Annotated in this window: 30 protein-coding genes; 12 read left to right on the forward strand and 18 right to left on the reverse strand. The window is 55.3% G+C overall.

What is annotated here, in order from left to right:
• Positions 1-68: 68 nt before the first annotated feature.
• The gene (locus EDB95_RS03080) at positions 69-692 is read left to right on the forward strand and encodes a DUF5606 family protein (protein ID WP_133990469.1); all 624 of its coding nucleotides are present in this window, start codon (positions 69-71) and stop codon (positions 690-692) included.
• A 2-nt stretch (positions 693-694) separates the two neighbouring features.
• Positions 695-2419, forward strand: a complete 1725-nt coding sequence (locus EDB95_RS03085; RefSeq protein WP_133990471.1) for a M3 family oligoendopeptidase — start codon at positions 695-697, stop codon at positions 2417-2419.
• A gap of 509 nt (positions 2420-2928) precedes the next feature.
• On the opposite strand, the gene EDB95_RS03090 is transcribed toward EDB95_RS03085, so the two are convergent.
• Both EDB95_RS03090 and EDB95_RS03095 read right to left on the reverse strand, forming a co-directional pair.
• A complete protein-coding gene (locus EDB95_RS03090; protein WP_246073474.1) occupies positions 2929-3363 on the reverse strand; it encodes a Fur family transcriptional regulator in 435 nt (144 codons plus the stop codon).
• The gene (locus EDB95_RS03095; protein WP_133990473.1) at positions 3363-4040 is read right to left on the reverse strand and encodes an SCO family protein; all 678 of its coding nucleotides are present in this window, start codon (positions 4038-4040) and stop codon (positions 3363-3365) included. The genes EDB95_RS03090 and EDB95_RS03095 overlap by 1 nt, the downstream gene beginning before the upstream one ends.
• Positions 4041-4140: 100 nt before the next feature.
• Between EDB95_RS03095 and EDB95_RS03100 the strand changes: the two genes are divergently transcribed.
• Positions 4141-4503, forward strand: coding sequence for a MerC domain-containing protein (locus EDB95_RS03100; protein ID WP_133990475.1), 363 nt, complete (start codon positions 4141-4143; stop codon positions 4501-4503).
• Here the strand turns inward: EDB95_RS03100 and EDB95_RS03105 are convergent.
• Positions 4490-5194: a 3-keto-disaccharide hydrolase gene (locus EDB95_RS03105; protein WP_133990476.1), complete on the reverse strand. Its 705-nt coding sequence runs from the start codon at positions 5192-5194 to the stop codon at positions 4490-4492. The genes EDB95_RS03100 and EDB95_RS03105 overlap by 14 nt on opposite strands.
• A 12-nt stretch (positions 5195-5206) precedes the next feature.
• Positions 5207-5620, reverse strand: a complete 414-nt coding sequence (locus EDB95_RS03110) for a c-type cytochrome (protein ID WP_133990478.1) — start codon at positions 5618-5620, stop codon at positions 5207-5209.
• Positions 5621-5719: 99 nt separating this feature from the next.
• Between EDB95_RS03110 and EDB95_RS03115 the strand changes: the two genes are divergently transcribed.
• Together EDB95_RS03115 and EDB95_RS03120 are read left to right on the forward strand one after the other, a co-directional pair.
• Positions 5720-6559 carry a hydroxypyruvate isomerase family protein gene (locus EDB95_RS03115; protein ID WP_246073475.1) on the forward strand — a complete coding sequence of 280 codons (840 nt, stop codon included), beginning with the start codon at positions 5720-5722 and terminating at the stop codon, positions 6557-6559.
• Entirely contained in the window at positions 6552-7022 is a 471-nt protein-coding gene (locus EDB95_RS03120; RefSeq protein ID WP_133990482.1) for a YybH family protein, read from the forward strand. The genes EDB95_RS03115 and EDB95_RS03120 overlap by 8 nt, the downstream gene beginning before the upstream one ends.
• Here EDB95_RS03120 and EDB95_RS03125 read toward each other — a convergent pair.
• Both EDB95_RS03125 and EDB95_RS03130 read right to left on the reverse strand, forming a co-directional pair.
• Positions 7019-7252, reverse strand: a complete 234-nt coding sequence (locus tag EDB95_RS03125; protein WP_133990484.1) for a hypothetical protein — start codon at positions 7250-7252, stop codon at positions 7019-7021. The two genes, EDB95_RS03120 and EDB95_RS03125, sit on opposite strands and share 4 nt — an antisense overlap.
• A gap of 31 nt (positions 7253-7283) precedes the next feature.
• Positions 7284-8048 (reverse strand): glycoside hydrolase family 25 protein, encoded by a 765-nt coding sequence (locus tag EDB95_RS03130; protein ID WP_162852467.1) that lies wholly within the window; start codon positions 8046-8048, stop codon positions 7284-7286.
• A gap of 48 nt (positions 8049-8096) precedes the next feature.
• On the opposite strand from EDB95_RS03130, the gene EDB95_RS03135 reads away from it, so the two are divergent.
• The 3 genes from EDB95_RS03135 to EDB95_RS03145 are packed head-to-tail and all read left to right on the forward strand — an operon-like array spanning position 8097 to position 11093.
• Positions 8097-8894 (forward strand): alpha/beta fold hydrolase, encoded by a 798-nt coding sequence (locus EDB95_RS03135; RefSeq protein WP_162852468.1) that lies wholly within the window; start codon positions 8097-8099, stop codon positions 8892-8894.
• A 19-nt stretch (positions 8895-8913) separates the two neighbouring features.
• Positions 8914-10047, forward strand: coding sequence for a glycosyltransferase family 2 protein (locus tag EDB95_RS03140; RefSeq protein WP_133990490.1), 1134 nt, complete (start codon positions 8914-8916; stop codon positions 10045-10047).
• The gene (locus EDB95_RS03145) at positions 10023-11093 is read left to right on the forward strand and encodes an ABC transporter permease (protein WP_133990492.1); all 1071 of its coding nucleotides are present in this window, start codon (positions 10023-10025) and stop codon (positions 11091-11093) included. The genes EDB95_RS03140 and EDB95_RS03145 overlap by 25 nt, the downstream gene beginning before the upstream one ends.
• Position 11094: 1 nt before the next feature.
• Here EDB95_RS03145 and EDB95_RS03150 read toward each other — a convergent pair whose 3' ends face one another.
• Both EDB95_RS03150 and EDB95_RS03155 read right to left on the reverse strand, forming a co-directional pair.
• On the reverse strand, positions 11095-11496 hold the full coding sequence (locus EDB95_RS03150; protein ID WP_133990494.1) for a hypothetical protein: 402 nt from the start codon (positions 11494-11496) through the stop codon (positions 11095-11097).
• An 18-nt stretch (positions 11497-11514) separates the two neighbouring features.
• Positions 11515-11967 carry an Lrp/AsnC ligand binding domain-containing protein gene (locus tag EDB95_RS03155; protein WP_246073478.1) on the reverse strand — a complete coding sequence of 151 codons (453 nt, stop codon included), beginning with the start codon at positions 11965-11967 and terminating at the stop codon, positions 11515-11517.
• A 630-nt stretch (positions 11968-12597) separates the two neighbouring features.
• Between EDB95_RS03155 and EDB95_RS03160 the strand changes: the two genes are divergently transcribed.
• The 4 genes from EDB95_RS03160 to EDB95_RS03175 are packed head-to-tail and all read left to right on the forward strand — an operon-like array spanning position 12598 to position 15854.
• Entirely contained in the window at positions 12598-13032 is a 435-nt protein-coding gene (locus EDB95_RS03160) for a DUF4395 domain-containing protein (protein WP_133990497.1), read from the forward strand.
• A gap of 39 nt (positions 13033-13071) precedes the next feature.
• Positions 13072-13776: a tRNA (guanosine(46)-N7)-methyltransferase TrmB gene (trmB, locus tag EDB95_RS03165; protein ID WP_133990500.1), complete on the forward strand. Its 705-nt coding sequence runs from the start codon at positions 13072-13074 to the stop codon at positions 13774-13776.
• A gap of 34 nt (positions 13777-13810) precedes the next feature.
• Positions 13811-13963: a DUF5522 domain-containing protein gene (locus EDB95_RS03170; protein ID WP_246073669.1), complete on the forward strand. Its 153-nt coding sequence runs from the start codon at positions 13811-13813 to the stop codon at positions 13961-13963.
• 25 nt (positions 13964-13988) lie between these two features.
• Positions 13989-15854, forward strand: a complete 1866-nt coding sequence (locus tag EDB95_RS03175) for a CocE/NonD family hydrolase (protein ID WP_133990504.1) — start codon at positions 13989-13991, stop codon at positions 15852-15854.
• Positions 15855-15888: 34 nt separating this feature from the next.
• Here the strand turns inward: EDB95_RS03175 and EDB95_RS03180 are convergent, their stop codons facing one another.
• From EDB95_RS03180 to EDB95_RS03225, 10 genes are all read right to left on the reverse strand, one after another.
• Positions 15889-16362, reverse strand: a complete 474-nt coding sequence (locus tag EDB95_RS03180) for an OsmC family protein (RefSeq protein ID WP_133990506.1) — start codon at positions 16360-16362, stop codon at positions 15889-15891.
• Positions 16363-16366: 4 nt separating this feature from the next.
• Positions 16367-16930, reverse strand: coding sequence for a DUF420 domain-containing protein (locus tag EDB95_RS03185; protein WP_133990508.1), 564 nt, complete (start codon positions 16928-16930; stop codon positions 16367-16369).
• The gene (locus EDB95_RS03190) at positions 16927-17622 is read right to left on the reverse strand and encodes an SCO family protein (RefSeq protein WP_133990510.1); all 696 of its coding nucleotides are present in this window, start codon (positions 17620-17622) and stop codon (positions 16927-16929) included. The genes EDB95_RS03185 and EDB95_RS03190 overlap by 4 nt, the downstream gene beginning before the upstream one ends.
• A gap of 73 nt (positions 17623-17695) precedes the next feature.
• A complete protein-coding gene (locus EDB95_RS03195) occupies positions 17696-18121 on the reverse strand; it encodes a cytochrome C oxidase subunit IV family protein (protein ID WP_133990512.1) in 426 nt (141 codons plus the stop codon).
• A 21-nt stretch (positions 18122-18142) separates the two neighbouring features.
• Positions 18143-18817: a cytochrome c oxidase subunit 3 gene (locus EDB95_RS03200; RefSeq protein ID WP_133990514.1), complete on the reverse strand. Its 675-nt coding sequence runs from the start codon at positions 18815-18817 to the stop codon at positions 18143-18145.
• A 25-nt stretch (positions 18818-18842) separates the two neighbouring features.
• The gene (locus EDB95_RS03205; protein ID WP_246073479.1) at positions 18843-19397 is read right to left on the reverse strand and encodes a cytochrome c oxidase subunit 3; all 555 of its coding nucleotides are present in this window, start codon (positions 19395-19397) and stop codon (positions 18843-18845) included.
• A gap of 14 nt (positions 19398-19411) precedes the next feature.
• Positions 19412-20350 carry a heme o synthase gene (gene cyoE, locus EDB95_RS03210; RefSeq protein ID WP_246073482.1) on the reverse strand — a complete coding sequence of 313 codons (939 nt, stop codon included), beginning with the start codon at positions 20348-20350 and terminating at the stop codon, positions 19412-19414.
• Positions 20347-22158 (reverse strand): cytochrome c oxidase subunit I, encoded by a 1812-nt coding sequence (locus EDB95_RS03215; RefSeq protein WP_133990516.1) that lies wholly within the window; start codon positions 22156-22158, stop codon positions 20347-20349. Before EDB95_RS03215 ends, cyoE begins: the two co-directional genes overlap by 4 nt.
• Positions 22159-22165: 7 nt before the next feature.
• Entirely contained in the window at positions 22166-23212 is a 1047-nt protein-coding gene (locus tag EDB95_RS03220; RefSeq protein ID WP_133990518.1) for a cytochrome c oxidase subunit II, read from the reverse strand.
• A gap of 19 nt (positions 23213-23231) precedes the next feature.
• Entirely contained in the window at positions 23232-24449 is a 1218-nt protein-coding gene (locus tag EDB95_RS03225; protein ID WP_133990520.1) for a quinol:cytochrome C oxidoreductase, read from the reverse strand.
• Positions 24450-24474 lie beyond the last annotated feature (25 nt).

Below are 24474 nucleotides of genomic sequence, written 5' to 3' on the forward strand. Positions count from 1 at the left end.
AGGCGGGCGCCTATTTCTTTCCCGTTTGCCCAATGTAAATTATATTGCACGGCCAAAATTTCACCAATATGGAATACAACAGGATCATTGCCATTACGGGACTGGGCGGTCTTTTCGAATTGCTGAGCAGCAAGTCGGACGGGGCCATCGTCAAGTCCCTGGAAGATCAACAGACCCGATTTGTCTCTTCCCGGGTCCACAATTTCTCCCACCTGGAAAGCATAGAAGTATACACCAAAAGGGAAAATATCAACCTCGTAGACCTTTTCAAGGCCATCGAAAGCAGCGGTACGACCCTCCCCCCGGACAAGGACGCCGCCGCCGTAAAGGCCTTTTTTGTAAAGGTGTACCCCGACCTGGACTTCGAGCGCATCTACAACAGCGACATGAAGAAGATGGTGAAGTGGTACGCCTTGCTGAGCGGCAACGGCGTCGAGCTGAAGCTGTCTGCCGTTGAGGAAGAAGACGAAGCCGAGGTGGAAGCAGCGGTAGTGGAAGCACCCGGGCCGGAAAAGCCCAAGGAAGAGGCGCCTAAAAAGAAGGCTGCCAAAGCTGCCCCGGCGGAAGCTGCCGCCTCCGCGGAAGCCCCGGCGGAAGAAGCCCCCAAAAAGAAAGCCGCAAAACCCGCGGCGAAAAAATCCGAAGACGCGGAAGAAGCCCCCAAAAAGAAGGCTGCTCCCAAGAAAAAATAGCTATGACCTATACCGCAGATATTCAAAAAACACCCCGGCGGTTCCTGCCGGCGGACTTCAAAGTCACGGACTGGGAACACCTGGAGCCCTTTTTTATCGACCTCCTGGACCGGCCGCTGACAACGGACAAAGACCTGGAGCGCTGGCTCGGGGACATGAGCGAACTGGAGGCAGTGGTCAGCGAAGATTCCTGCTGGAGACAAATAAAAATGACCTGCGATACGGAAAACAAGGCCTTGGAAGAGGCCTTTGTTTTTTTCTGTATGGAGATACAACCCCGTCTCCAGCCGTACGCCGACAAGCTGAACCGGAAGCTCATCGACAGCCCCCTCACCGCCGGGCTCGATCAGAAGACCTATTTCACGTACCTGCGCAACGTACGGAAAAGCATCGAGCTCTTCCGCGAGGCCAACGTGCCCATACAGGCCGAACTGAACGTCCTCCAACAACAATACGGGGCCATCGCGGGCAAGATGACGGTCGTCCTGGATGGGCAGGAATACACCCTCCAGCAGGCCGCCAAGTTCCTTGAAAAGCCCGACCGCGCCATGAGGGAACGCACCTACCGGGCCATCAACGACCGGCGGCTGCAAGACCTGGACAGCCTCGACAACCTGTATACCCAGCTCATCTCAAAGCGTCAGCAAGTGGCGGAAAATGCCGGTTTTTCCAACTACCGGGATTACCGTTTCGCGGAGCTTGGCCGCTTCGACTACAACAAGGAAGACTGCTTCCAGTTCCACGAGGCGGTCAAACAACACATCCTTCCCCTTGTACGGCAGGTGTATGAACGCCAGAAAACCCGGCTCGGCCTGGACACCTTGCGGCCCTGGGATACCGAGGCGGTACCGGAAGGAGAAGAGCCGCTGCATCCGTTTAAAAACGGAGACGAACTCCTACAAAAAACGGAGAAGTGTCTTGATGACCTTAATCCGTTTTTTGGAAACTGTCTCCGGAAAATGGACACGCTTGGCCACCTGGACCTCGACAGCAGGAAAGGAAAAGCCCCCGGCGGGTACAACTGTCCCCTCGCGGAAAGCGGCGCCCCGTTTATATTTATGAACGCCGCCGGGCAGATGCACGACGTCACCACAATGGTGCATGAGGGTGGACACGCGATCCATTCCTTCCTCTCCCACCCGCTTGCGCTGTCGGCTTTCAAGGAGTATCCGATGGAGATCGCCGAAGTCGCCAGCATGTCGATGGAGTTGTTCAGCATGGAACATTGGAATATTTTTTTCCAGGACCCCGAAGAACTTCGGAGAGCCCGGATCCTGCAGCTGGAGCGTGTTATTACGATCTTCCCATGGATTGCTACGATCGATAAATTCCAACACTGGGTGTACGAAAATCCCACGCACAACCTCGAAGAAAGAAAGTCCGCCTGGTTGCGTATACTACGTGAATTTACTGTAGACGTAGTCGACTTCAGCGGTCTGGAACACTACCGGGGCAGCAGCTGGCAGCGCCAGCTCCACCTCTTCGAAGTGCCCTTCTATTATATCGAATATGGGATCGCCCAACTGGGCGCGATCGGGATGTGGAAACAGTTCAAGGAGAACCCTTCCGGTGCACTGGATAATTATATTCAGGCACTTAGCCTGGGCGGTACGAGAACCCTCCCGGAGCTCTATGCCTCAGCAGGACTCCAATTTGACTTTTCTCCAAAACATATAAAAACTTTAATTGAATTTATACAAAAAGAATTAGTAAAATTGTATTTGTAAACTAATCAGAGCCTTAACCAAAGTCCCGGCGTTTCTACGTCGGGACTATTTGTTTTTGGGGGCGGGCCTAATTTGGGAAAACTTAGGCCCGCCCCCAAAAACCACATCATGATCGGGGGGGAGCGCCCCCCCGACCCTCCCGGGTCCATGGTATGCTCACTGGCTATAACGCTCTACAGACGAGGATTTTAAACGATCTATCAACACACGAAGGCGGTAAGGCAATTAACACGCTGTAGCAATTTAGTAAATCTACTTAGCAATGAATTGAAGCCAGGGACGTAGGGGTGCGGGGAGGATTGCTAAACAACTATTTTTGCGTAGCAGAACCGAAACACCCAAGAAAATGAGGCCTCGCTACACAACGATAGTTGTTTAGCAATCCTCCCCGCACCCCGGTGGAATTAAGTAGTTATATGCCCACAAGATTGTGGAAAAATTACCACAAAGAGAATAGTTCACGCTAATAACTATCGAGGGAGGGACGTAACGATCGAAGACGGGTGAACCTATCGCGGCCGCGCACAAAGATCGCAGACCCCATGGACGACGACCTGCACCTGTTCCGAAACAAACCCGGCAGGCAATAAAAGGGCCGGCACAGCAACATGATCGAGGCAAACCGTCTTCCGGCAAACATCGCACACGAAGTGAACATGGTCGTCCTGGTGCCGGTGCGTGGTACACGCGTCATTGCAAAGGGCGTAACGCACGTTGTTTTCGGAAGTAGGTATCGTATGGAGAAGCCCTTTTTCGACAAAGCTTTGGAGGGTACGGTAGACCGTTACCCGGTCAAAGGTGGTATCCGCTTTTTCCACGTCCGCGTGAGACAACGCACCACCGGCCCGGAGGAAGAGTTCAAGGATACGAAGCCTTCCTTCGGTGACGCTCAGAGCGTGCTTCTTAAGAAGCGCACGTGCATCTTTTGCAGAGGAGGACATCATCACGAAGGATTGTTGTTGAACAGACCGCCGGAAAATCGCGGGCCACTGGGTTCCTTGAGCAGGGCTTTGATATCCCGTTGAAGCTTTTCGAGCTCCTCCTTTGTAAGACCGTCATAGATCCCGCGGAGGCGTCCGTTTTTATCTATGAGCGCAATGAGCTGGGTGTGGATGAACTGGTCTTCGATCTTTTGTTTGGCGTGGCTTTCATCGTCGATGTGGTAGCTGTCCCTCGCGGCGGCATACAACGCTTTTTTGGTGCCCGTGAGGAAGATCCAGTGTTTGGGATCGTCATAACCCATGGAGTCGGCGTACACTTTCAACCTGGACACGGAATCTCTTTCCGGGTCGGAGGTATGGGACAGCATCAGGAGATCCGGTTCTTCCTTAAAGGGCTCGTACACCCAGTGTTTGAGGTTGTCGTTCATCCGGGGACAGATCCCCGGACAGGTGGTGAAAAAGAAGGAAACGACACACACCTTTCCCAACACATCCCGCTCCGTAACCGTATCCCCCTTCTGGTCCACAAAGGCAAAGGGTTTTACGTCCGCGATGACCGGCAACTTTACTTTATAATCGTCCGTACCCGCAAAAAGGGCAATCCAAAAGATGGCAAGGAAAACAACCGAGCCCGCCACGTACCATAAAAGTCGCCTGATCCTTTTTTTCTTCTTTTCCATGGGACAAAATTACGACAAATGCGCCGCAGGGCGCGGGGCGCCCGTCGCCGAGCCTTTGGTATTTTGCAACAAAGTTGCATTTTCATATCTTTGCCCCCTTATGCGAATCAACTGGGATATGCTGGGTATGTCGGCGTCGATCGCCTGCGCCATCCATTGCGCGGTTTTGCCTCTTTTTCTGACAGCCCTGCCCTTGTTTGGCTGGGAAATTTTGCACAATCCCTGGTTTGAGGGCGGGATGATCGCCCTGGCGGGGGTCGTTGGGGCCAGCGCCCTTCGCCACGGTTATAAACGACATCACCGGCGGAGTACGCCGGCGATGCTGTTTGGGGCGGGTTTTGCCTGCCTTGTATTAAAAGAAGTTTTTCACACCTTTCATGTGGCGCTCCTGATTCCGGCAATCGTGCTTATTGTCGGAGCCCACTACCTCAACCTGAGGTATACGTCGCCTAAAGCTGCTTGATCTGTATATCCCGGAACCACACGTCTTCATCCCCGCCATGGTCCTGAAGGGAGATATGGCCTTTGTGGAAGGTGGCAAAACCGGGCATCTTGGCAAACTTGCTCCCGGCCACCAGCTTATTCCAGTCGTCGGTCCACATCCTGGTGGCCACCACTTCGGTATCATTGAGGAAAAACTGGAGCTTTCCGTTCCTCAGGCGGATCTCTACCTTGTTCCACTCCCCGACCGGTTTGACCGTTTGTACCTTGCAGGGGATGAGGTCATAGAGGTCGCCCGCGCGGTGTTTGAAATTCTTCCCGTCGGGATGGTTGTCGTTGTCGAGGATCTGCATTTCGGGACCCGTCTCGTACGTATTCTGATACTTGCTGGGATCCTCGTGGACGTCGAACATGATCCCGCTGTTGGCACCCTTGGATTCCTTCCACTCCAGCTTCAGGTCGAAGTTGTCGTATTCGCCATCGGTGACCAGGTCACCCCGGCCATCCCTGGAGGAGGCATCCAGGTGGAGGACACCGTCAGCGGCTTTCCAGGCGGAGCCCGCCGTCGATTGACCATAGGTATGCCAGCCGTGGGTGGTTTTGCCATCAAAAATGGACACCCAGTCACCGGAAACCGTCTTTACGGCGGTGGAGACCGGCTTGGCGGCAGACAGCGCGACCAGCGCCAGGGACACAAGGACGAAACGTTTCATATTGACAAGGGTTTACTGCTTGTAGGATAATATATACCGGACGAGGGTTTCCGCGTCCTGCTGGGAAAGGCTGGGGTGAGGTGTCATCGGCACCTGGCCCCAATTGCCCTTGCCGCCGGCAATAACCTTCTTGGCGAGGTTTTCTACCGTGCCTGTTTTCGTGGAATCGTAGCGTGCCGCAATCATGGCAAAGGAGGGTCCCGTGCTGGGTGCGTCGGGTGTGTGACAGGTCTTGCAATCGTTTTGCAGCATGATGCCGTACCCCGGGTGACCGGTATGTTCAGCGCCGCTTGCGGTCCCGGTGGAAGCGTCCGGTGCCTTGGCGACAGCGGAGGAAGAATCTGGAGCCGAAGGCTGTGTTCCCCCCGAGTTGCCTCCGCAGGCGGCCAATGCCAATAACGAGACGATACCGATCAGTTGCTTCATATTATTTTGATTTTCGCCACACAAGTTACTAAATTTATCCTCTCACAATTTCTCCAGATGGAATCCTCTTCCCGCAGACAGGCTATAAAAAATATCTTGATGACGTCAGCAGGTATCAGCGCCCTTGGCGCTTCGGCTTTTAGCGCCCCGGACAAGGCCCCCAGACCCCTGGGCCTCCGGAACAACATCCACCAGTCCGTTTGCTACTGGGTCTACCACGATATTCCCCTGGACCAGTTCTGCGGTACACTCCAACAGTTAGGGCTAAGCGCCATCGACCTCATCGGGCCGAAGGACTGGCCGGTCCTCCAGCAACACGGCATTTATTGCGCCATGTGCAATGGGGCGGAGCTGGGTTTATACGACGGGTTCAGCCATCCCGAGTTCCATGATGCCCTGATCAAGAATTATACCGAGTGGATCCCCCTCGTCGCCAAGGCCGGGTACAAAAACCTGATTTGCTTTAGCGGTGCCCGCAGGGGGATGGACGACGAGACCGGCATGAAAAACTGTATCACCGGGCTGCAGAAGCTGTTGCCCCTGGCGGAGAAGCACGGGGTGGTCCTGGTCATGGAGCTCCTCAACAGCAAGATCGACCACAAGGACTATATGTGCGACCACACCGCCTGGGGGGTCGAACTTTGCAAACGCGCGGGTTCGGAAAACCTAAAGCTCCTCTACGACATCTACCACATGCAGATTGACGAGGGCGACATCATCCGCAACATCCGCGAAAGCCACCAGTATATCGCCCACTACCATACGGGCGGTGTCCCGGGCCGTCACGAGATCGACGATACCCAGGAGCTGTACTACCCGGCCATTATGAAGGCCATTCTCGACACAGGATTCACCGGTCACGTGGCCCAGGAGTTCGTCCCTTCCGTGCCGGATAAGATCGCTTCGCTCAAAAAATGTATAGAGATCTGCGATGTATAAAATACTCCTCCTGCTGACCTTGTGGGCCGCAACAACCCGCGCCCAGGGCGGGCCGACTGCCGCTGCCGGCCCCGCAACGCCCGCGCCGCGCCAGGCTCCGTCGGACGACGGGGCCATCCGCCAGGTCCTGGCGCAGCAGGTCACTGCCTGGAACAACGCCGACGTCACCGCCTTCATGCAAGGCTACTGGCAAAGTGACTCCCTCATTTTTATTGGCCCCAAAGGACCGAATTACGGCTGGCAACCCGTCCTGGATCACTATAAAAAAGTGTATCCCGACAAGGTGGCGATGGGCACCCTGACGTTTAGCAACCTGGTATTGAAAAGATTATCCGGGGATTATTATTTCGTGATCGGCGCCTGGCATCTAACGCGCACCAATGGAGACCTGGGTGGACAATTCACCCTCCTTTTCCACAAAATAAACGGCAACTGGAAGATCGTCGTGGACCACACGAGCTAGGCGCCCATCTTCCGCCAAAGCCTGTAATAGTAGTAGATCAACACCCCGAGGCTGATCAGGAACCCCAGGTAGTACAAGACGTTTCCCCAGGTAAGGTGGTCTTCGACAAAGGCATAACCGGGCATAATCCCTCCCACGACCTGGAGAAGCATCCAAAGGAGGCCGGCCGACAGGGTGCGAACGATCCTCCACATGAACTTCGTGACTTCCGGTTCTATTCCCGAGGGCATATATCAAAAGCGCGCGCCCGCGCGCCGCGGTTTATGGCATTAACAGTTGTTTCAGCGCCAGGCTATCCCCATTAAATACGTCAAAATCGACCTCCGCGTTGATCCCGCTGACGTGGCCGAATTCGCTGTGTTGCCAGAACGACCAGTCCCGGGCAATCCGGGGATTTTCCTTCTGGAGGTAATGGGCGGCCCACAAAGGGTATCCATCAAACATCCTGCCCAGGTGCCTGTCGTAGAAATCCACGCTGGTATAAATGATGGGTTTTGTCCCCGTATTGGCCTGTACCACGTCCAGCCATTCCTGCAGTCTTTGGTGGATCAGGGTATCCCTGACACCATAAGTATCCTCCACGTCCACCACCGGGGGGATATCGCCGGATTCCAGGGTGACGGTGGCCAGAAAGTTTTCGGCCTGGGCCCGGCCGCTTTTCGTCGCCAGGAAAAAATGATAGGGACCACGGATCATCCCCGCGCTTTTCGCCTCCTCCCAGTTGCGCCGGAATTGGGCGTCGACCCTGCCCAACCCTTCGGTGGCCTTGATGAACACGAAGTCCAGGTGCACCCCTCTGACCTCCATTGACTTGACCATGGGCCAGTTGATGCGGCCGTTATGCCAGGACACGTCGATACCGTGTATGGCGTAATTGACCGGGATATCGGTCCCGAATTCCTGGTAACGGACAAAACGGTCTTCTTTCGATTGCCACAACTCATAATTGATCAACGCCACCACACCCAACACGAAAATGAGCAACAGCCAAAGAACCCACTTGCGAATCTTCTGTTTTTTTCTCACAGACACAAACCTACGACATTAGGGAAAATGAATACATTCGTTCTTTGTATGACATACGTCCGTTCGGTTATCCACCTGGGGAGTGGCGCCATTGCGTGCTACCGCTGGGGCCAGGGGCCGGGCGTGATCATAGCCCTGCACGGGTTCGGGGAAAGGGCCCTTTCTTTTGAACACTGGGGCCGGTCGCTCCCGGAAGGATTTTCCCTGTATGCCCCCGACCTTCCGCTTCATGGCGACAGCCGGTGGGAGGGTCCGTTCACGGTGGATCATTTGCACGAGCTTCTCCGGCGAATCACGGTTACGCCGTTTACCCTTTGCGGTTTTAGCATGGGCGGACGGCTCTGTCTGTCCTACGTACAAGCCAGGCCGGAAAACATCCACCGCCTGGTACTGCTTGCGCCGGATGGATTGAAGGTCAATTTCTGGTATTGGCTGGCTACCCAGACCCAAACGGGCAACCGCCTTTTCCGGTATACGATGCAACATCCGGCCTGGTTCCTCGGAAGCATTCGCACCCTGGGTGCGCTCCACCTGATCAACCGCGGCATCGTCAAGTATGTCCATCGCCACCTGGGCGAGGCCGCCCAACGGCAGGCACTATACGATATATGGACCTGTATGCGCACGTTCCGGCCCGACCTGGAAGCCGTCAAAAACCGGATCCGCACACAAGGCCTCCCGGTCCGGCTGATCTTCGGCCGCTACGACCGGATCATCCAACCTTCCCAGGGCTACCGTTTCCAGGAAGGCCTGGGGGAGCATTGCCGCCTTACGGAGCTTTCAGCGGGACACCAGTTGCTGACAGTGGCGCTCAGCCCCGTGTGTCTTCAGATCGTCACCGATTAATTTCGTTACTTTACAACGGATGGCATTTTTTCTGACCGGATTGTTCTTGTTTTTGGTATACGCGGCCTGCCTGGTATTTTACCGGCAAGCCTGGCGGGCGTTGCCTGTATTCAAGGTCCCGGCCTCCTTCACGCCCGCCGCATCGATCACCGTCATCATCCCTGCCCGTAACGAGGAAGACAACATCGGTGCGTTGCTCGATACCCTTCTTGCCCAGGACTATCCGCCCGCGTTGTACGAGGTCATCGTCGTGGACGACCATTCCACCGACGGTACCGCCGATGTCGTGCGCCGCTACAAAAATGTACGGCTCCTGACCTTAGCCGATCACCTTAGCCCGGGAGAACGCCTGAATGCCTATAAGAAAAAGGCGATCGACACCGCCATCACCCTCAGCCGCGGCGAGCTCATCGTCACCACCGACGCCGACTGTCTGGCGGAACCCCGCTGGCTGAGCCTGATCGCGGCTTTTTACCAGGAACATCAACCCGTTTTTATAGCCGCCCCCGTGGCGTATATGGACGAGACCAGCTTTTTAAAGGTGTTCCAATCCCTCGACTTCATGACCCTCCAAGGGATCACCGGCGCTTCGGTGTACCGGAAGGTCCATACTATGTGCAACGGCGCCAACTTAGCCTACAGCAAGGCCGTTTTCCATGAGGTAGGCGGTTTCCGGAACATCGACGCCATTGCCTCCGGGGACGACATGCTCCTGATGCACAAGATGTATCAACGCTACCCGGACCGGATCTCGTTTTTAAAATCCCCCGGCGCCATCATCCGGACCGCACCCATGCCGACCTGGAAGGCATTTTTTAACCAACGGATCCGCTGGGCCAGCAAGGCCGACAAATACGACGACAAACGCATCATCGCCGTCCTGGCGCTGGTATACCTTTGGAATGTCTGGTTCCTCGCCGCAGGTGTGGCGGCGTGCTTTATACCTGGCCTTTGGAGGACCTGGCTTGGCTTTATCGCCGTCAAGACCATCGTGGAAATGTGGTACCTCTACCCCGTGGCCGTCTTCTTTGGAAAAAAATCCCTGCTCTGGAAATTCCCCTTGGCGGAGCCCGTACACATTGCCTATACCATTATTGCCGGCTGGCTGGGTAAATTTGGGTCCTATCAATGGAAGGGACGAAACGTCAAATAACCCGTTTGCCGCGCGCAGCCATGGCCAGCCTCCTGGTCATCGCCCTTGCCTTTGGGGTCGCGGCCTTCGCCTATTTCCTGGCGCCTGACCACTCTCCTTTTGCCAATCGGATGGTCGTGGAGATCGGGGGCAAGCCGCCCGGTTATACCCAGCAATTTCTTCTCCTGAAGCGGCCCGCCGCCGGTCGGACTGATTTCTTACAACGGCTCTGGAGCGGCGCCCCCGATACCTGTATCTATGTCCCCATCACGCGCTGGAGCATCGCAGGCGATTCCCTTCATGTCGATAAGTACATCGACGACGGCCTCACCGAGCCACAAGCGTACGCGCTGCAAAGCATCGACCCGTACAGAAACGGCCGCTACCTGTACACCCAGCGCTTCTACCTCGGCACCGACCGCTTCGGCCGGGACGTCCTCAGCCGCCTGATCATCGGTACCCGGGTGTCCCTCAGCGTCGGTCTCGTGGCCGTCGCCCTTTCACTGACGATCGGCATCTTTTTAGGCGCCCTTGGCGGTTATTACGGGGGAAAAACGGACGACGTCATTGTCTGGTTTATGAACATCGTCTGGAGCATACCTACGCTGCTGCTGGTATTCGCCATTACATTTGCCCTGGGCAAAGGATTCTGGCAGGTATTCGTGGCCGTGGGCCTGACCCTGTGGGTCAACGTCGCGAGGACCCTGCGAGGCCAGGTCCTCGCCCTTCGCCACATTGAATACGTCGAAGCCGGAAGGGCCCTCGGCTTTTCCGATGCCCGCATCATCACCCGGCACATCCTGCCCAACGTGATCGGACCCGTTCTCGTCATCTCCGCGGCCAACTTCGCTTCCGCCATCGTCATCGAAGCCGGTCTGAGCTTTCTCGGCGTGGGCGTGCAACCCCCACAACCCAGCTGGGGCCTGATGATCAAGGAAAACTATAGTTTTATCATCACCCACAACCCCTCCCTGGCCATCGTGCCGGGGGTGGCCATCATGGTGCTTGTCCTCGCCTTCAACCTGTTGGGCAACGGGTTGCGCGACGCTATGGACGTGCGTTCGTGATCTATTTCATGGAATACCGGTACGTCCCCGTCCAGGTATTGGACGATTTCGTATTGGACGTTACCGTGATGCTCACCACGCAGCTCTCCTGCGCAGGCGTACTCGTGATGGTATAGTTGTTGCTCGCCGTGGTGGTGCTGCCGCTTTGCGTAAAGAAGGGCAGATTGGACTGACCATCCACGTATGCAGTAATGGCAACGGTTACGCCTTTCGGCGGCATCGTGGAAGTGATGGTAACATTCAGGGCAAAAGTAGGACCCGGCGCAGCGGCCTGTGTCGATCCTTCGGCGGGCGTGGTGGTCACCGCCAGGGTGGCTTCCGGGGTGCTGCCCCCGCCTTTTCCGCAAGCAACGGCCGAGCAAACCAACAGGGCGCCCAGCATCTTCATAAGCATAGTTCTCATACCTGTAAGATAATATTTTTAATCGAGGCTCACACGGACGTTGCGGTTAAGACTCTCCTCCAGCGAGATAAAGGTCTCCGTCCGTTCGATCCCCTTGATCTTTTGGACCACATCGTGTAAGACATACCGGAGCTGGTTGATGTCCTTACACACGATCTCGGCAAACATGCTGTAGTTCCCCGTCGTATAATTCAGCCGGACGATCTCGGGAATCTTTTCCAGGTCCTTGGCCACGGAGTCATAGAGCGAGCTTTTTTCCAGGTAGATCCCCAGGAACGCGATGACGTCATACCCTAACGCCTTCAGGTCCACGGTCAGACGGGTGCCTTTTACAATCCCGTACTCCTGGAGTTTTTTGATACGCACGTGTATTGTTCCCCCGGAAACGAACAATTGCTTCCCCAGATCCGCGTAGGATATTTCCGCATTTTCCATCATAGCATGGATGATCTGCAGGTCCAATTTGTCCAAATTCAATTTACCGCTCATTTTACGATGCTATTTTTGACAAATCTCAATGAAGCAGGGCCTAAATTTAGAAATGTCTAATCTTTTAAAATTTGTCTTGAATTTTATCCAATGAAACAGAGAAATCCTTTAGTTTTGTTTTGTCATTTGGAGGTTTTACGGGAAAAGATACAAAAATATACCGCTTTTCGTATAAACTGGCAAATTACGACTTTTTGATTCTGTATACTGTGGAGTGATGGAATTTGGCAGACATACCCTCTTGTCTCGGGGGTGGGGAGTTCGGGAAAAACATAGAGTAATGCCGTGTCCGTCTTGCGACAGTCACGACTGGGGTTGACCACCACAACATTGCGCTACGGCTAACCGCCCCGTGGAGGTTCGAGTCCTCCCTCTACAGCTCTCTCTGATGGTGATAAAAAGGCCCGCGTAAGTTCTCTTACAGGGCTTTTTTGCTTTGCGCCGGCGGCCTAACTGGACAATTTAGGCCGCCGGCGCAAAACCGCTAATGATGGCCCTTCGGGCAGGGCGCCTGTGGCGCCCTAGGGGTCCCCTGCGGGGGCCTAAGGGGGGCAGTTTTGTTTGGCCACATTCAAAAAATTTATTATCTTTGATGTGGTCCAATTCTTTCTTATGACTAATCCGTCCGCTCATATCAATGAACCTGTCGTTAGGATCGTGGCGTTTGAGGTAGCGGTCCTGGCTATCAGTTTTACCTTCACCCATCTGTTGGTCATCCCTCTTTTTCTCCTGTTCGACTTTTACCTCCGGGGTTGGGAACTCCGCCGCTATAGCCCCCTGCGTTGGCTCGCCGTCCAGGTCAACCGTTTCTTTTTCCATGACCGGTATAAACCCGTCTTTGCCGCGCCCAAGGTTTTTGCGGCCAGGATCGGCGCCATCCTAAGCCTGGCCATCATCGGTTTGTACGTGTTCGAGTCCCCCCTTCTGAGCGTCGGCCTGACCACCGTGATGATCTGTTTCGCCCTCCTGGAATCCCTGGTGGGGTTTTGCGCCGGGTGCTACCTGTACAGCTATTACGAGAAGCTACGGCACCACTTCCATTTTTAGACAGCATTTAGACCGCCGCGGTCGTACCTTTGCCCCCCTATGGGCTACAAAAAGCTGATCCGTTTTGCCGCGATCAAAGAATTCCCGCACGTCCTGGAATACCCACAGGGTATGCCCGGCCGTTGGGCGGATTTCTTTCACAATACCCATCCCCTGACCCTGGAGCTGGCTTGCGGGAAGGGGGAGTATACCATTGGGCTGGCAAGGCTGTACCCGGAGGGCAACTTTATCGGGGTGGATATCAAGGGTAACCGCATCTGGGTGGGTGCCAGCAAGGCCCTGGCGGACAATCTTGCCAACGTCGCCTTTCTCCGGAGCCAGATCGAGTTGCTGCCGACGTATTTTGCGCCGGGCGAGGTCAAAGACATCTGGATCACCTTTCCCGATCCCCAGCTCCAGCTATCCAGGGCCAAAAAACGCCTGACCCATCCGCGATTCCTTCGCCAGTACCGCGAGTTCCTCCGTCCGGACGGGCAGGTGCACCTCAAAACGGACTCACCGGACCTGTACGCCTTTACCCAAACGGTGATCGGGTTGTACGACCTTCCGCTGTACGAATCCTCCGATAATATCTATGCCCGGGCCGAGGTCAGTCCGGAGCTTTCCATACGTACCCATTACGAAGGCCTGGACATCGCCGGGTCCAAAAGGGTACACTACCTCCGTTTCGGTCTGCGCGAGACGCTGCTCGACGAACAGCGGGCCGAAGCGCTAAAAGAACTGCTGCAACATGCCGTTGATTGAGGGAACCGACTTCTATTACAACGAGAAGGGCCTCATGGTATTTACGGAGACCTACCACCTGAAGCGGGGGTTTTGTTGCGGCAGCGGCTGCAAGCACTGCCCGTTCGGGTATGAAAATGTGCCCGAGCCACGGCGGACTGAGCTGAGACAAGCAAAGCCTCCGCGCGATGTCCCTCGAAAACCATAAATTGCTCTCCCATCAACTATTGCCCATGCGTCGTATTCTTTGGCTGACCCTCTGCCTCGGCCCCCTGATCGCCAGTGCCCAAAATAACGCTGATACCCTCCTGGCCTTTATCCAGGCGAACTATACCAAGATCGAGCGCCGCATCCCGATGCGGGACGGCGTAAAACTGTTTACGGCGATCTATATCCCCCATGACACCACCGAGGACCACGCATTCATGATGATGCGCACCCCTTATTCGTGCGCCCCCTACGGGGAAAATAGCTTTCCCCGGCGACTGGGCCCCAGCCGTTTTTTCCCCAGGGAAAAATACATCTTCGTCGTCCAGGACGTCCGGGGACGGTACATGAGCGAAGGACAGTTCCAGGAAATGACGCCGGCCATCGACAATAAGCGCAACAAAAAGGACGTGGACGAAAGCAGCGATACCTATGATACCATCGACTGGCTGCTGAAGAATATTGACCACAACAGCGGCAAGGTGGGTATTTACGGCATTTCCTACCCGGGCTTTTATGCGTCGGCCTCTCTTCCGGGCGCGCACCCCGCCATCAAGGCGGTTTCCCCCCAGGCACCCGTCACCGACGAGTTCGTGGGGGACGACGCCAACCACCGGGGCGCGTTTTTCCTGTTGGACAACTTCGACTTCATGAATTTCTTCGACCATCCCCGGCCGGAACCCTGGATGAAGTATCCCTCGATGTTCGACGTGAAGTATGACGATGCCTACGACTTTTTCCTGAAGCTGGGTCCGGTCAAAAACGCCAACGACCTTTATTTCAAAAACCAGAGCAAAATCTGGAACGAATACCTGGAACACCCCACCTACGACAGCTATTGGCGGGCGCGCAACATCCGCCCACACCTGAAGGGGATCACGCCCGCGGTCCTGGTGGTCGGTGGCTGGTTTGACGCCGAGGACCAGTTTGGCGCCCTAAAGACATTCGAGGCCGCGAACAAACAAAACCCCGGAGCCGACATCCACCTCCTGATGGGCCCCTGGACGCACGGCGCCTGGGCCAGGGGTGAATGGAGCCACTACGCGGATTACGCGTTCGGAGCCAACACCAGCGCGTACTTCCAGCAGCTGGAGCTCGACTTTTTCAATTTCTACCTGAAGGGAACGGGCAAACCGGACCTGGACAAGGCAACGGTTTTCGTCACCGGGTCCAACGAATGGCGGAAATTCACCGCCTGGCCCCCGGATGAAAGTACCCCCCAGACCTGGTATATGGGCTCGTCCCATACCCTCTCGACGGACAAACCCATGATCCCTTCCTCCTACGATACGTACGTCTCCGACCCCGCACATCCTGTTCCCTACATCAATGGGGTAAAATCCGGCCGGGACAACAACTATATGGGCGCCGACCAGCGGTTTGCCGCCCTGCGACCGGACGTCCTCACCTATACCAGCGACGTCCTTTCCAGCGACATGACCCTGACCGGTGAGATCGACGTAGACCTGTATGCGTCTATCACGGGTACGGACGCCGACTTTATCGTAAAGGTCATCGACGTACTGCCGTTGGAGCCTCAGGGTGCCGCCGCCCCCAGCACGGAAGAAAAAGCCCTCGGCGGGTACGAACAGCTCGTCCGGGCAGAGGTGATGAGGGGTAAGTTCCGGAAAAGCTGGGAACACCCCGAGCCGTTTGACCCGGGGTCGCCGACGCGGGTGTCGTTTGCCCTGAACTCGATCGCCCATACCTTTAAGGCAGGGCACCGGCTTATGGTGCAGGTGCAAAGCAGCTGGTTTCCCCTGGTGGATTTGAATCCGCAAACCTTTGTGGATATTCCGCAGGCGAAGCCCGGGGATTTTAAGACGGCTACGATAAAGCTCTACCACGACACCAAACATCCGTCTTCGATCACGGTGCGGAAGCTGCCGTAAGGGCCGGGGCGGGCCCATTGGGAGCGCGCGCCCCCTACTCCAGCGCCGTGCACGTCCCCAACGTCCGCACGGTAAAATTCACCGAATTGGCGATAAAGCATTTGTGGTGGGCCGCGTCATGCAACGCCTCCACCTTAGCGACCATGGCCTGCTCCGCGACGGTCACCGTCGGGTGGAGCACCACCTCGGTGAAGCGTCCACCACCATCCGCGGTTTCTTCCATAAAACCCTTGGCATGGTCGGCATAGTCGACGACAGACACCCCGGCTTCCGAACACAGGTGAAGGAACCACAACATGTGACAGGAGGAAAGCGAAGCCACCAGCAATTCTTCCGGGTTGTAGCGACCCGGGTCACCCCGGAAAGCGGGGTCCGAAGAGCCCGGCAGATCCGGCTTTCCGGCGACGTGTTGGGTAAAGGCCCGCTCATAGACGGTATACCCCGTGGTCCCCTTGCCGCGGTTCCCGGTCCAGAGGAGGTCCACCTTGTACTGGTGCGTTTTACCCATGATGCTAGTAGTATTTGCTGACCATGACGTAGACGATCACCCCCGTTACCGCCACATACAGCCATAAGGGCCAGGTGATCCTCGCCAGCTTCCGGTGCTTGTCGAATTTTTCCTGGAACGCGCGTTGCAACGTAAACAGGACAAAGGGGATGATGATCCCCGACAAAAGGATGTGCGACGTGAGAATGACATAGTAGACGTAGCGTAAACCGCCCGCCGCTGCCTTTTCCGCGTCATCCAGGTGGCCGTCCCTGTTGAGGTCGCCGTACAGCGTAGACGGGTTGGACGCGTGATAGATCACATAGGACACCAGGAAGATCGCGCTCAGGACGACCGCCAGCAGGTTGGTCCATTTGTGGGCCTGCACCTGACCATGGCGGATAAACCAAAGACTCGCAAGCAGCAAGATGGCCACCGTGGCGTTGAGGGTCGCGTGGAAAAGAGGCAATACCGAGGTATTGAATCCAAAGTTTATCTTGACCGATGGCACCAGGATCAGGAAAGCCACCGCCAGGGGAACGGCAACGGACACGATGATGATCGGGAGGGTGAGGTTCTTATTCTTCATTCTCTATTGAAAAGATTGCGTTTCTCGTTCTTTTTCTTCTCCAGGGTCAGCAACACAATGTCCCCCGCCAGCCGCGCCATATCCGCGGTGTCCTGTCCGTTATAATATCCCCGGACAAAACGGTCCTTGTCCAGCAAGACCATCCGGTCCGTATGGACGAAGTTCTGGTGCCCGCTGTCCATGGCTGCCACCTTGAAATCCCGCTCCGCGAGTGTATAGATCGAATCCTTGCTCCCCGTGAGCATCCACCAGTTGTGGTGCAACACCCCAAACCGGTCCGCATACTCTTTAAGCACCGGAACCGAGTCCCGCTCGGGATCCACGGAGAATGAAACAAACTGGACGATCGTATCGTTGGTCAGGAACATCTGCTGGAGGTGTTGCATATTCCGGGTCAGGGTGGGGCAAAAAGAAGGACAATGGGTAAAAAAGAAGTCCGCCACGATAATCTTGCCCTTGGCGTCCTGTAAGGATACCTTCTGCCCGAGCTGGTTGGTCAGCGTAAAATCAGGAATGACGTGCCAGACCGTATCAAACGTCTGCTTGCCGTGGTCCGTGACCTCCACGATCGTGTCCGCGATATAGTGCCCGGGCATGACCAGGGCCTTTTCGCTATAGGCCTTTACCAGGAAATAGCAAATGAGCGGTACAAAGATCACCACACACATTACGATCATCGACCTTTTATTCATGCCGCAAAGATACCGCCCAAACGCGAAAAAGCCGGCTATAGAGGGCCGGCTTCTTCAATATCATAAAATGCCACTATTTCAGGGGTTCGGCAGGTGCCGTCTCCACCTTCTCCGTCGGCGCCTTTTGTACGTCCCTGGGAGAATACCTGGACCGCAGGTTCAGCCACGAATCCCCATCCGCCAGGAAGGCAACAACGAACCAGATAAACAGGCTCAGGGGGATCAGGATGCTCCGGATCATGTTGGTCACTTCATAACGCAAGTGCATGAACTCGGCTACGATATACCCGGCTTTCAGGAAGGTGAAGAACAGGAAGAAAACCGGATTGATCCACTTCAGGTTCTCGGGGATGTGATGGCTCACCATGCTGCCCCACGCTACTTCAGCAATGGTGATCACCAACAGGATCCAGAAAACCCTCCAGATACGCTTGATGGTCATACCACCTTCGTGTTCGTGCAATACCTCGTGCGTATTGTCTTGTGTATTCTCGGACATAAGATCTTTATTAAAAATGATTTAAAGCAGGTAATAGCAGGTGAACACGAAAACCCATACCAGGTCGACAAAGTGCCAGTACAAACCGACCTTTTCGACCATTTCATAGTGACCGCGGCGATCGTAGGTTCCTTTGAGGATGTTGGTGAGGATCACACAGTTGATGACCACCCCGCTGAATACGTGGAAACCGTGAAAGCCCGTTACCGTGAAAAAGTAGTTGGTAAAGGCAGTGCTGGCGACCGTCCCATCCCTGTTGGGGAAAGGATTGCGACCCCACCAGGCACCTTCGTGAAACAGGTGGTTCCATTCCCAGGCCTGGCAACCCAAAAAGCAAAGACCACCGATGATCGTCAGGAACAACCACTTGGCGGCCCCGTTCTTATCCATATGGTGACCGGCGTTCACAGCAAGTACCATGGTAACGGAGCTCATGATCAGGATAAAGGTCATGAGACTCACAAAGACCAGCGGCGCGCCGCTTTCTATAAAAGGAGCGGAACTGAATACTTTATTCGGGTCGGGCCAGGAAGCCAGTGAAAAACGGGTCGTCCACAGGGAGATCAGGAAAGCGCCAAAGGTGAACGCGTCGCTCATCAGGAAGAACCACATCATCAGCTTACCATAACTCACATTGTAGGGGCTCTTACCTCCACTCCACGATGTTTGTACGTTCGCTACTGCAGCAGTTGCCATGAATTCAGTTTTAAAGTCTACAAAATTATTGAATCATTATGAAAAACACCAGGAGGTATAACCACAACAGGTCCACGAAGTGCCAGTACACGCTCACGATCTCGATGGGCACCGCGCTGTAGTTCCGGCTGCGACCGCTAAAGGCGCGGACAAACTGGACGACCAGCGCTACAATACCGCCGAGCACGTGTACCGCGTGCAAACCGAAAATGATGTAGAGGAAGGACACCGCTACGTCATTCGTAAACCGCAACCCCTGCGCCCAAAGGGTTTCAAAACCCCGGAACTGCAACCCCACGAAGAGAAAGCCGCCCAGCGCAGTCAGACTCAGGAGGAGCCGGTACCGGCGCATCTGTCTTTCCTTAAACGCCCGCAGACACATCTGTATCGTCAGGCTCGTCAACAACAACACCCCCGTGGAATACCAGAAAATGGTCGGCAGGGTAAAGCCCTGCCAGTCCGCCTGGTTGCGCTTCACGATGACGGCACTGGTCAACCCCGCAAACATCATAACGATGCTGCCGATCGCCAGCCACAACGTGAACTTGTGCGGATGCAACCTTTTTCTTTCTGTACCCATTTGTATTGCGCTCATTAACTAACTACTTGATGCACTTTATCAAACAACAATGCCAAAAACACCACCGGCAGATAGATATAGCTGCTGAACATCACCCTCCGGGCCGCTTTCGCTGACATTTCCCTGAGCAGCCGTATACACTGCACCAGGAGAAACACATTGGCCAGGGCCACAATCCCCAGGCTCACGATCCCGCTCATGTGAACGGCGTAGGGCAATACACCGACCGGGAACTGCGCCAGGGCATAGATCACCGCCTGAACGGCCGAGAAACGCGTGGGACCCTTATCGGAAGGCAGGAGCTTGAACCCCGCCCGCGAGTAGTCCCCGTGCGCCAGCCAGGCGATCGCCCAGAAGTGCGGAAACTGCCACAGGAACTGTATCCCGAAAAGGATCAGACCACCCGTCCAGTTGAACAGCGGCCCCGTGTCGAAGGCTGCCGCCCAGCCGATAAGACAGGGCAACGCACCCGGAAACGCACCCACGAGGACTGCCGAGGAGTTTACCTTTTTGAGCGGCGTATAGATAAACGCGTACAAAAAAAGACTCAACCCACTCAGTGCCGCCGCCTGCCAGCTAAAAAAGAACTGCAATATGCCAATCCCCAGGACACCCGCCAGGAAAGCGAATACCCAGGCTTCAGACTCACTCATCCTTCCCGACGCGACCGGGCGGTTCGCCGTCCGTTTCATCTTCGCGTCGGTATCTTTTTCCACCACCTGGTTGATGGCGTTGGCGCTACCGGTGACCAGGATGCCACCCAAGGCCAGCAACAAGACCATCTTCCAGTTCAGGCTGACGATGTTGGGCGCCAGCTCATAGCTCACCACGCTGCTGAACACCACCATGATGCTCAGGGACAACTTGACGAGCTGCAGGTAATCCTTTAACTTCTGCTTCACGGCCACCCAAACGGCGGCTCCATGCCCTCCGATCGTCTGCTCCTGTGTCAATGCGCGCTTTCGTTGGCTCCTACAGGTTCGGTCTGGGGGATAAAGTCCCTACCGTCCTTGCCGTAATCATACGCCCAGCGGTGTACTTCGGGGATCTCGCCAGGCCAGTTACCGTGACCGGGGCGGATCGGCGTCGTCCATTCGAGCGTAGTGGCGTTCCAAGGATTCGGGGTCCTTACCTTACGACCCTTGAATATGCTGTAGAAGAAGTTGAAGAGGAAGAGGATCTGCACCGCGAAGACGATGATGGCGACCACGCTGATGAATTCGTTCAGACCGGCAAACTGTTTGAACGATACCCAGTTGCTGTAATCCATATACCTACGGGGCATGCCCGCCAGGCCTTCGTAGTGCATGGGCCAGAAGATGCAATAGGCGCCCGCGATCGTTACCCAGAAGTGGATATATGCGAGCGTATTGTTCAGATAGCGGCCAAACATCTTCGGATACCAGTGGTAAATCCCCGCGAACATCCCGAAGAAGGAGGCAACCCCCATCACGATGTGGAAGTGGGCGATGACGAAGTAGGTATCGTGGAGGTGGATGTCCAGGGCAGAGTTCCCCAGCCAGATCCCGGTCAGGCCACCGGAAATAAACAGGCTTACGAAACCGATGGCGAACATCATCCCGGGCGTGAGCCGGATATTCCCCCGCCAGAGCGTCGTCAGCCAGTTAAAGACCTTAATGGCCGAAGGAATGGCGATCAACAGCGTCAGGAGTACGAAGAACGACCCGAGGAAGGGGTTCAGACCCGTGACGAACATATGGTGCGCCCATACCAGGAACGCCAGGATACAGATGGCGAACAGAGAACCCACCATCGCCATGTACCCAAAGATCGGTTTGCGGGAGTTGACGGCCAGTATTTCCGACACCATACCCATGGCCGGGAGCAGGATGATGTATACCTCGGGGTGACCCAGGAACCAGAACAAGTGCTGGTAGAGGATGGCGCTGCCGCCCTCGTTGGGAAGCACCTGCCCGGAGGCTAAGTAAATATCGGACAGATAGAAGCTCGTACCGGCGTGACGGTCGAACAACAACAGGATGAAACCGGAGAGCAGTACCGGGAAGGACAATACCCCGAGTACGGCGGTGAAGAACAGGGCCCAGATCGTCAGCGGGAGCTTGGTCATGCTCAACCCCTTGGTCCGCATGTTCAGCACCGTGGAAATATAGTTCAGACCGGCCAGGAGCTGGGATACCACGAATAGGGCCATGGCGATCAGCCAGAAGTCCATACCGGCCTTGGAACCATCGGACGCTCCGCCGAGCGCGCTCAGCGGGGGATAGGCCGTCCAGCCACCGCTGGCGGGACCCGTCTGGATAAAGAGGGAGGCGAACATGACGACCGAAGCCAGGAAAAAGAACCAGTAGGACAACATGTTCATAAAGGGAGACGCCATGTCGCGGGCGCCCACCTGCAGGGGAATCAGGAAGTTGGCGAAGGTGCCGCTCAAACCGGCGGTCAGTACGAAGAACACCAGCACCGTCCCGTGCATGGTGACCAGTGCATAGTAAAACTCGGGTTGCAGCCGGCCGCCCTTTGCCCAGTGACCCAGCAGGGTTTCCAGGAAGGGAAAGTGTTGATCCGGATAACCCAGTTGAAGCCTGAAGATCACGGAGAACAAGCCACCCACCACGGCCCAGAACATCCCCGTCATGAGGAACTGTTTGCCGATCATTTTGTGGTCCTGGCTGAAAATATATTTAGTGACGAACGTCTCATGGTGTTCATGGTGCTCGTGGACCTCGTGAGCGTGTGTACTCACCGCTTGTCCGTGCTGAAGGATGGCTTCGTTACTCATGATCGTCTTATTTTATAGTTGCCACAATTTTTTTCGTTGTATCGGCCGGGGCCGCAGCACCAGGCGCCTTCTCCGGGAACACGCTATAGTAGTTGGCCTTTTTGCTGTCCAGCCATTTCTTATAATCCGCTTCGCTGTCCACCTGGATGATGCCGCGCATCCCGAAGTGGCCGGGGCCGCACATCTGGTCGCAGGAGATCTCGTATACAAAGTCGGGATTCCCCGTTTTCTGCTTCATTTCATCGGTGGTGAACTGGGGCGTAAACCACAAGGTCGTCGGGATACCGGGGACCGCGTCCATCTTCATCCGGAACTGGCTCAGCCCCACGTCATGGATCACGTCACGGGAGTGGATGATGAGTTTTACCGGGTGGTTGACGGGGATATGCATCGTCAGGTCCGTGACGACAATGTCGTCCTGGTTGGCGGGGTCGTCCCACAGCTGACCGAGGGGGTTGCCCTTGGCGTCGCTGATATTTTTGAAGTAGGTTTTCCCAAACTTGCCGTCCTTCCCGGGGTAGCGGTAAATCCAGTTGAACTGTTTCCCGGTAATTTCTATCTCGATCGCGTCTTTCGGCGCCTCACCGGTGATGTGGAACCAGTATTTCAGGCCGAAAACGACCAGGACCAGCAGGAACACGGCCGGAACCACGGTCCAGAGGACTTCGAGCTTGTTGTTATGGGGGAAAAAGAAGGCCTTTTTGCCCGGCTTTTCCTGGAAGCGGTAAACGAAGGAGAACAGCAGGATCTGGGTGATGATGAACACCACGCCCGTGATGGCCAGGGTGATCCACAACATCCGGTCGATGTCCATCCCTTCCTTGGATGCGGAAGTCAGGGGGAGGAGGGTCTTTTTGTACAACAGGTCGTTGCACCACCACACCCCAATGAGCCCGAGAATCAGGAAGGCGAGCATCAGGAAGGCGTTGATGCGGTTGTTTTGCTCCCGTGTCTTGTCTTCGCCTTTCAGTACACTCACATACTCGCTGGCCTTAGCGATCTGGAAGATCACTACGAAAACCAGAATAACCGTTGCAATCAGGAGGAATGACATGATACTATCTGAATTATTTTTAAGTATGGTGTATAATGCTTTCTTTCAGGAACGGACTGTTCTTGGGGACCAGGGAAGCTTTTTCCAGTTGCTTGGCGGTCACTAAGATGATCGTCCCTACAAAACCGGCCAGGATACCGAACTCATACCAGCTCATCTGGGCGTGGTCCTTGAGGGGACCGGGCATAACCATCTGGTAGAAATCCAGCCAGTGCCCGAACAGGATCAGCACACCCATGAACGTCATCATCGCATAGTTGCGTTTGGCGTCCCGGGTCATGAGGATGAGGATCGGACACACAAAGTTAATGATCAAATTCAGCAAAAAGATCGGGCGGAACGAACCCCAGAGGCGGATGCCGAAGTAGGTCGTTTCGTCGGGTATATTGGCGTACCAGGTCAGCATGTACTGTGCGAACCACAGATACGTCCAGAAGATGGAGAACGCAAACATATACTTACCCAGGTCGTGCAGGTGCTCCTCGTTGGCGAGCTCCAGCTTGCCCTGGTTTTTCAGGTAAATGACGAACAAAGTGATCAAGGACAGTGCTGATACCCAAGTGCTTGCGAAGGTATACCAGCCGTACATGGTGCTGGCCCACTTGGCGTCGATACTCATCAGCCACAACCAGGAGGGAGCGGAAGAAATACCAACAGCGTAGAAGACCACAAAAACCGCGCAGATGGTAACGGACTTGCGGAAGTAGCTCCTGTCCCCAAAGGCGCCGTTGTCCTCGGCGATGGAATTTTTCCGGTAGGCCATCCTGGCCAGGATCCATACACCCATGAAAATGATGGAGGAAACCACAAAAAAGGCCGGACCCTGGAAACCGTGCTTGCGTAAGAGCTCCTTGTCGGTACCCGGATCCTTCCAGGTGTATATATAGTGGTCTTTTGCTACGAAAATATAGAGAAAGAAAACCACTGCCAGGATGATCCCGCCCACGACCATGTAACCGGAAATGGCTTCGGGCACGCGGCGGATCAGGGTTTGCCATCCGCCCATGGCGAGGGTATGGGCCACGATGAAAAAGAAGGCCGCTACCGAGATCAGGAAAAAGAAGGTGCTGTCCTGGATCAGGCTGGCCCAGAAGCGGGTGGTTTCATAATGCTGCTCCGGCCCGTTGTAGAACGGGTGCAGGAAAATAAACCCCAGGATCAAGGTCAGCACGCCCACCGCGATCAGCGCCAGGGACCAGGTTTTTAAACGTGCCGGTATGGTGAATTGTTCCTTCATCTTCTAAAATACTTTTATACGTGAT

The organism is Dinghuibacter silviterrae (assembly GCF_004366355.1).
Taxonomy (GTDB): Bacteria; Bacteroidota; Bacteroidia; order Chitinophagales; family Chitinophagaceae; genus Dinghuibacter; species Dinghuibacter silviterrae.

Excerpts from the sequence above, each read along its gene's own strand:
- EDB95_RS03105 (WP_133990476.1), bottom strand. The coding sequence starts at position 5,194 with ATGAAACGTTTCGTCCTTGTGTCCCTGGCGCTGGTCGCGCTGTCTGCC.
- trmB (WP_133990500.1), top strand. The coding sequence starts at position 13,072 with ATGGGCTACAAAAAGCTGATCCGTTTTGCCGCGATCAAAGAATTCCCG.
- EDB95_RS03205 (WP_246073479.1), bottom strand. The coding sequence starts at position 19,397 with ATGGGTACAGAAAGAAAAAGGTTGCATCCGCACAAGTTCACGTTGTGG.
- EDB95_RS03145 (WP_133990492.1), top strand. The coding sequence starts at position 10,023 with ATGGAAGGGACGAAACGTCAAATAACCCGTTTGCCGCGCGCAGCCATG.
- EDB95_RS03095 (WP_133990473.1), bottom strand. The coding sequence starts at position 4,040 with ATGGAAAAGAAGAAAAAAAGGATCAGGCGACTTTTATGGTACGTGGCG.
- EDB95_RS03215 (WP_133990516.1), bottom strand. The coding sequence starts at position 22,158 with ATGAGTAACGAAGCCATCCTTCAGCACGGACAAGCGGTGAGTACACAC.
- EDB95_RS03090 (WP_246073474.1), bottom strand. The coding sequence starts at position 3,363 with ATGATGTCCTCCTCTGCAAAAGATGCACGTGCGCTTCTTAAGAAGCAC.
- EDB95_RS03140 (WP_133990490.1), top strand. The coding sequence starts at position 8,914 with ATGGCATTTTTTCTGACCGGATTGTTCTTGTTTTTGGTATACGCGGCC.
- EDB95_RS03220 (WP_133990518.1), bottom strand. The coding sequence starts at position 23,212 with ATGTCATTCCTCCTGATTGCAACGGTTATTCTGGTTTTCGTAGTGATC.
- EDB95_RS03115 (WP_246073475.1), top strand. The coding sequence starts at position 5,720 with ATGACGTCAGCAGGTATCAGCGCCCTTGGCGCTTCGGCTTTTAGCGCC.
- EDB95_RS03225 (WP_133990520.1), bottom strand. The coding sequence starts at position 24,449 with ATGAAGGAACAATTCACCATACCGGCACGTTTAAAAACCTGGTCCCTG.
- EDB95_RS03085 (WP_133990471.1), top strand. The coding sequence starts at position 695 with ATGACCTATACCGCAGATATTCAAAAAACACCCCGGCGGTTCCTGCCG.
- EDB95_RS03135 (WP_162852468.1), top strand. The coding sequence starts at position 8,097 with ATGACATACGTCCGTTCGGTTATCCACCTGGGGAGTGGCGCCATTGCG.
- EDB95_RS03175 (WP_133990504.1), top strand. The coding sequence starts at position 13,989 with ATGCGTCGTATTCTTTGGCTGACCCTCTGCCTCGGCCCCCTGATCGCC.
- EDB95_RS03160 (WP_133990497.1), top strand. The coding sequence starts at position 12,598 with ATGACTAATCCGTCCGCTCATATCAATGAACCTGTCGTTAGGATCGTG.
- EDB95_RS03125 (WP_133990484.1), bottom strand. The coding sequence starts at position 7,252 with ATGCCCTCGGGAATAGAACCGGAAGTCACGAAGTTCATGTGGAGGATC.
- EDB95_RS03100 (WP_133990475.1), top strand. The coding sequence starts at position 4,141 with ATGCGAATCAACTGGGATATGCTGGGTATGTCGGCGTCGATCGCCTGC.
- EDB95_RS03150 (WP_133990494.1), bottom strand. The coding sequence starts at position 11,496 with ATGAGAACTATGCTTATGAAGATGCTGGGCGCCCTGTTGGTTTGCTCG.
- EDB95_RS03185 (WP_133990508.1), bottom strand. The coding sequence starts at position 16,930 with ATGAAGAATAAGAACCTCACCCTCCCGATCATCATCGTGTCCGTTGCC.
- EDB95_RS03200 (WP_133990514.1), bottom strand. The coding sequence starts at position 18,817 with ATGGCAACTGCTGCAGTAGCGAACGTACAAACATCGTGGAGTGGAGGT.
- EDB95_RS03180 (WP_133990506.1), bottom strand. The coding sequence starts at position 16,362 with ATGGGTAAAACGCACCAGTACAAGGTGGACCTCCTCTGGACCGGGAAC.
- EDB95_RS03080 (WP_133990469.1), top strand. The coding sequence starts at position 69 with ATGGAATACAACAGGATCATTGCCATTACGGGACTGGGCGGTCTTTTC.
- EDB95_RS03195 (WP_133990512.1), bottom strand. The coding sequence starts at position 18,121 with ATGTCCGAGAATACACAAGACAATACGCACGAGGTATTGCACGAACAC.
- EDB95_RS03110 (WP_133990478.1), bottom strand. The coding sequence starts at position 5,620 with ATGAAGCAACTGATCGGTATCGTCTCGTTATTGGCATTGGCCGCCTGC.
- EDB95_RS03120 (WP_133990482.1), top strand. The coding sequence starts at position 6,552 with ATGTATAAAATACTCCTCCTGCTGACCTTGTGGGCCGCAACAACCCGC.
- EDB95_RS03170 (WP_246073669.1), top strand. The coding sequence starts at position 13,811 with ATGGTATTTACGGAGACCTACCACCTGAAGCGGGGGTTTTGTTGCGGC.
- EDB95_RS03190 (WP_133990510.1), bottom strand. The coding sequence starts at position 17,622 with ATGAATAAAAGGTCGATGATCGTAATGTGTGTGGTGATCTTTGTACCG.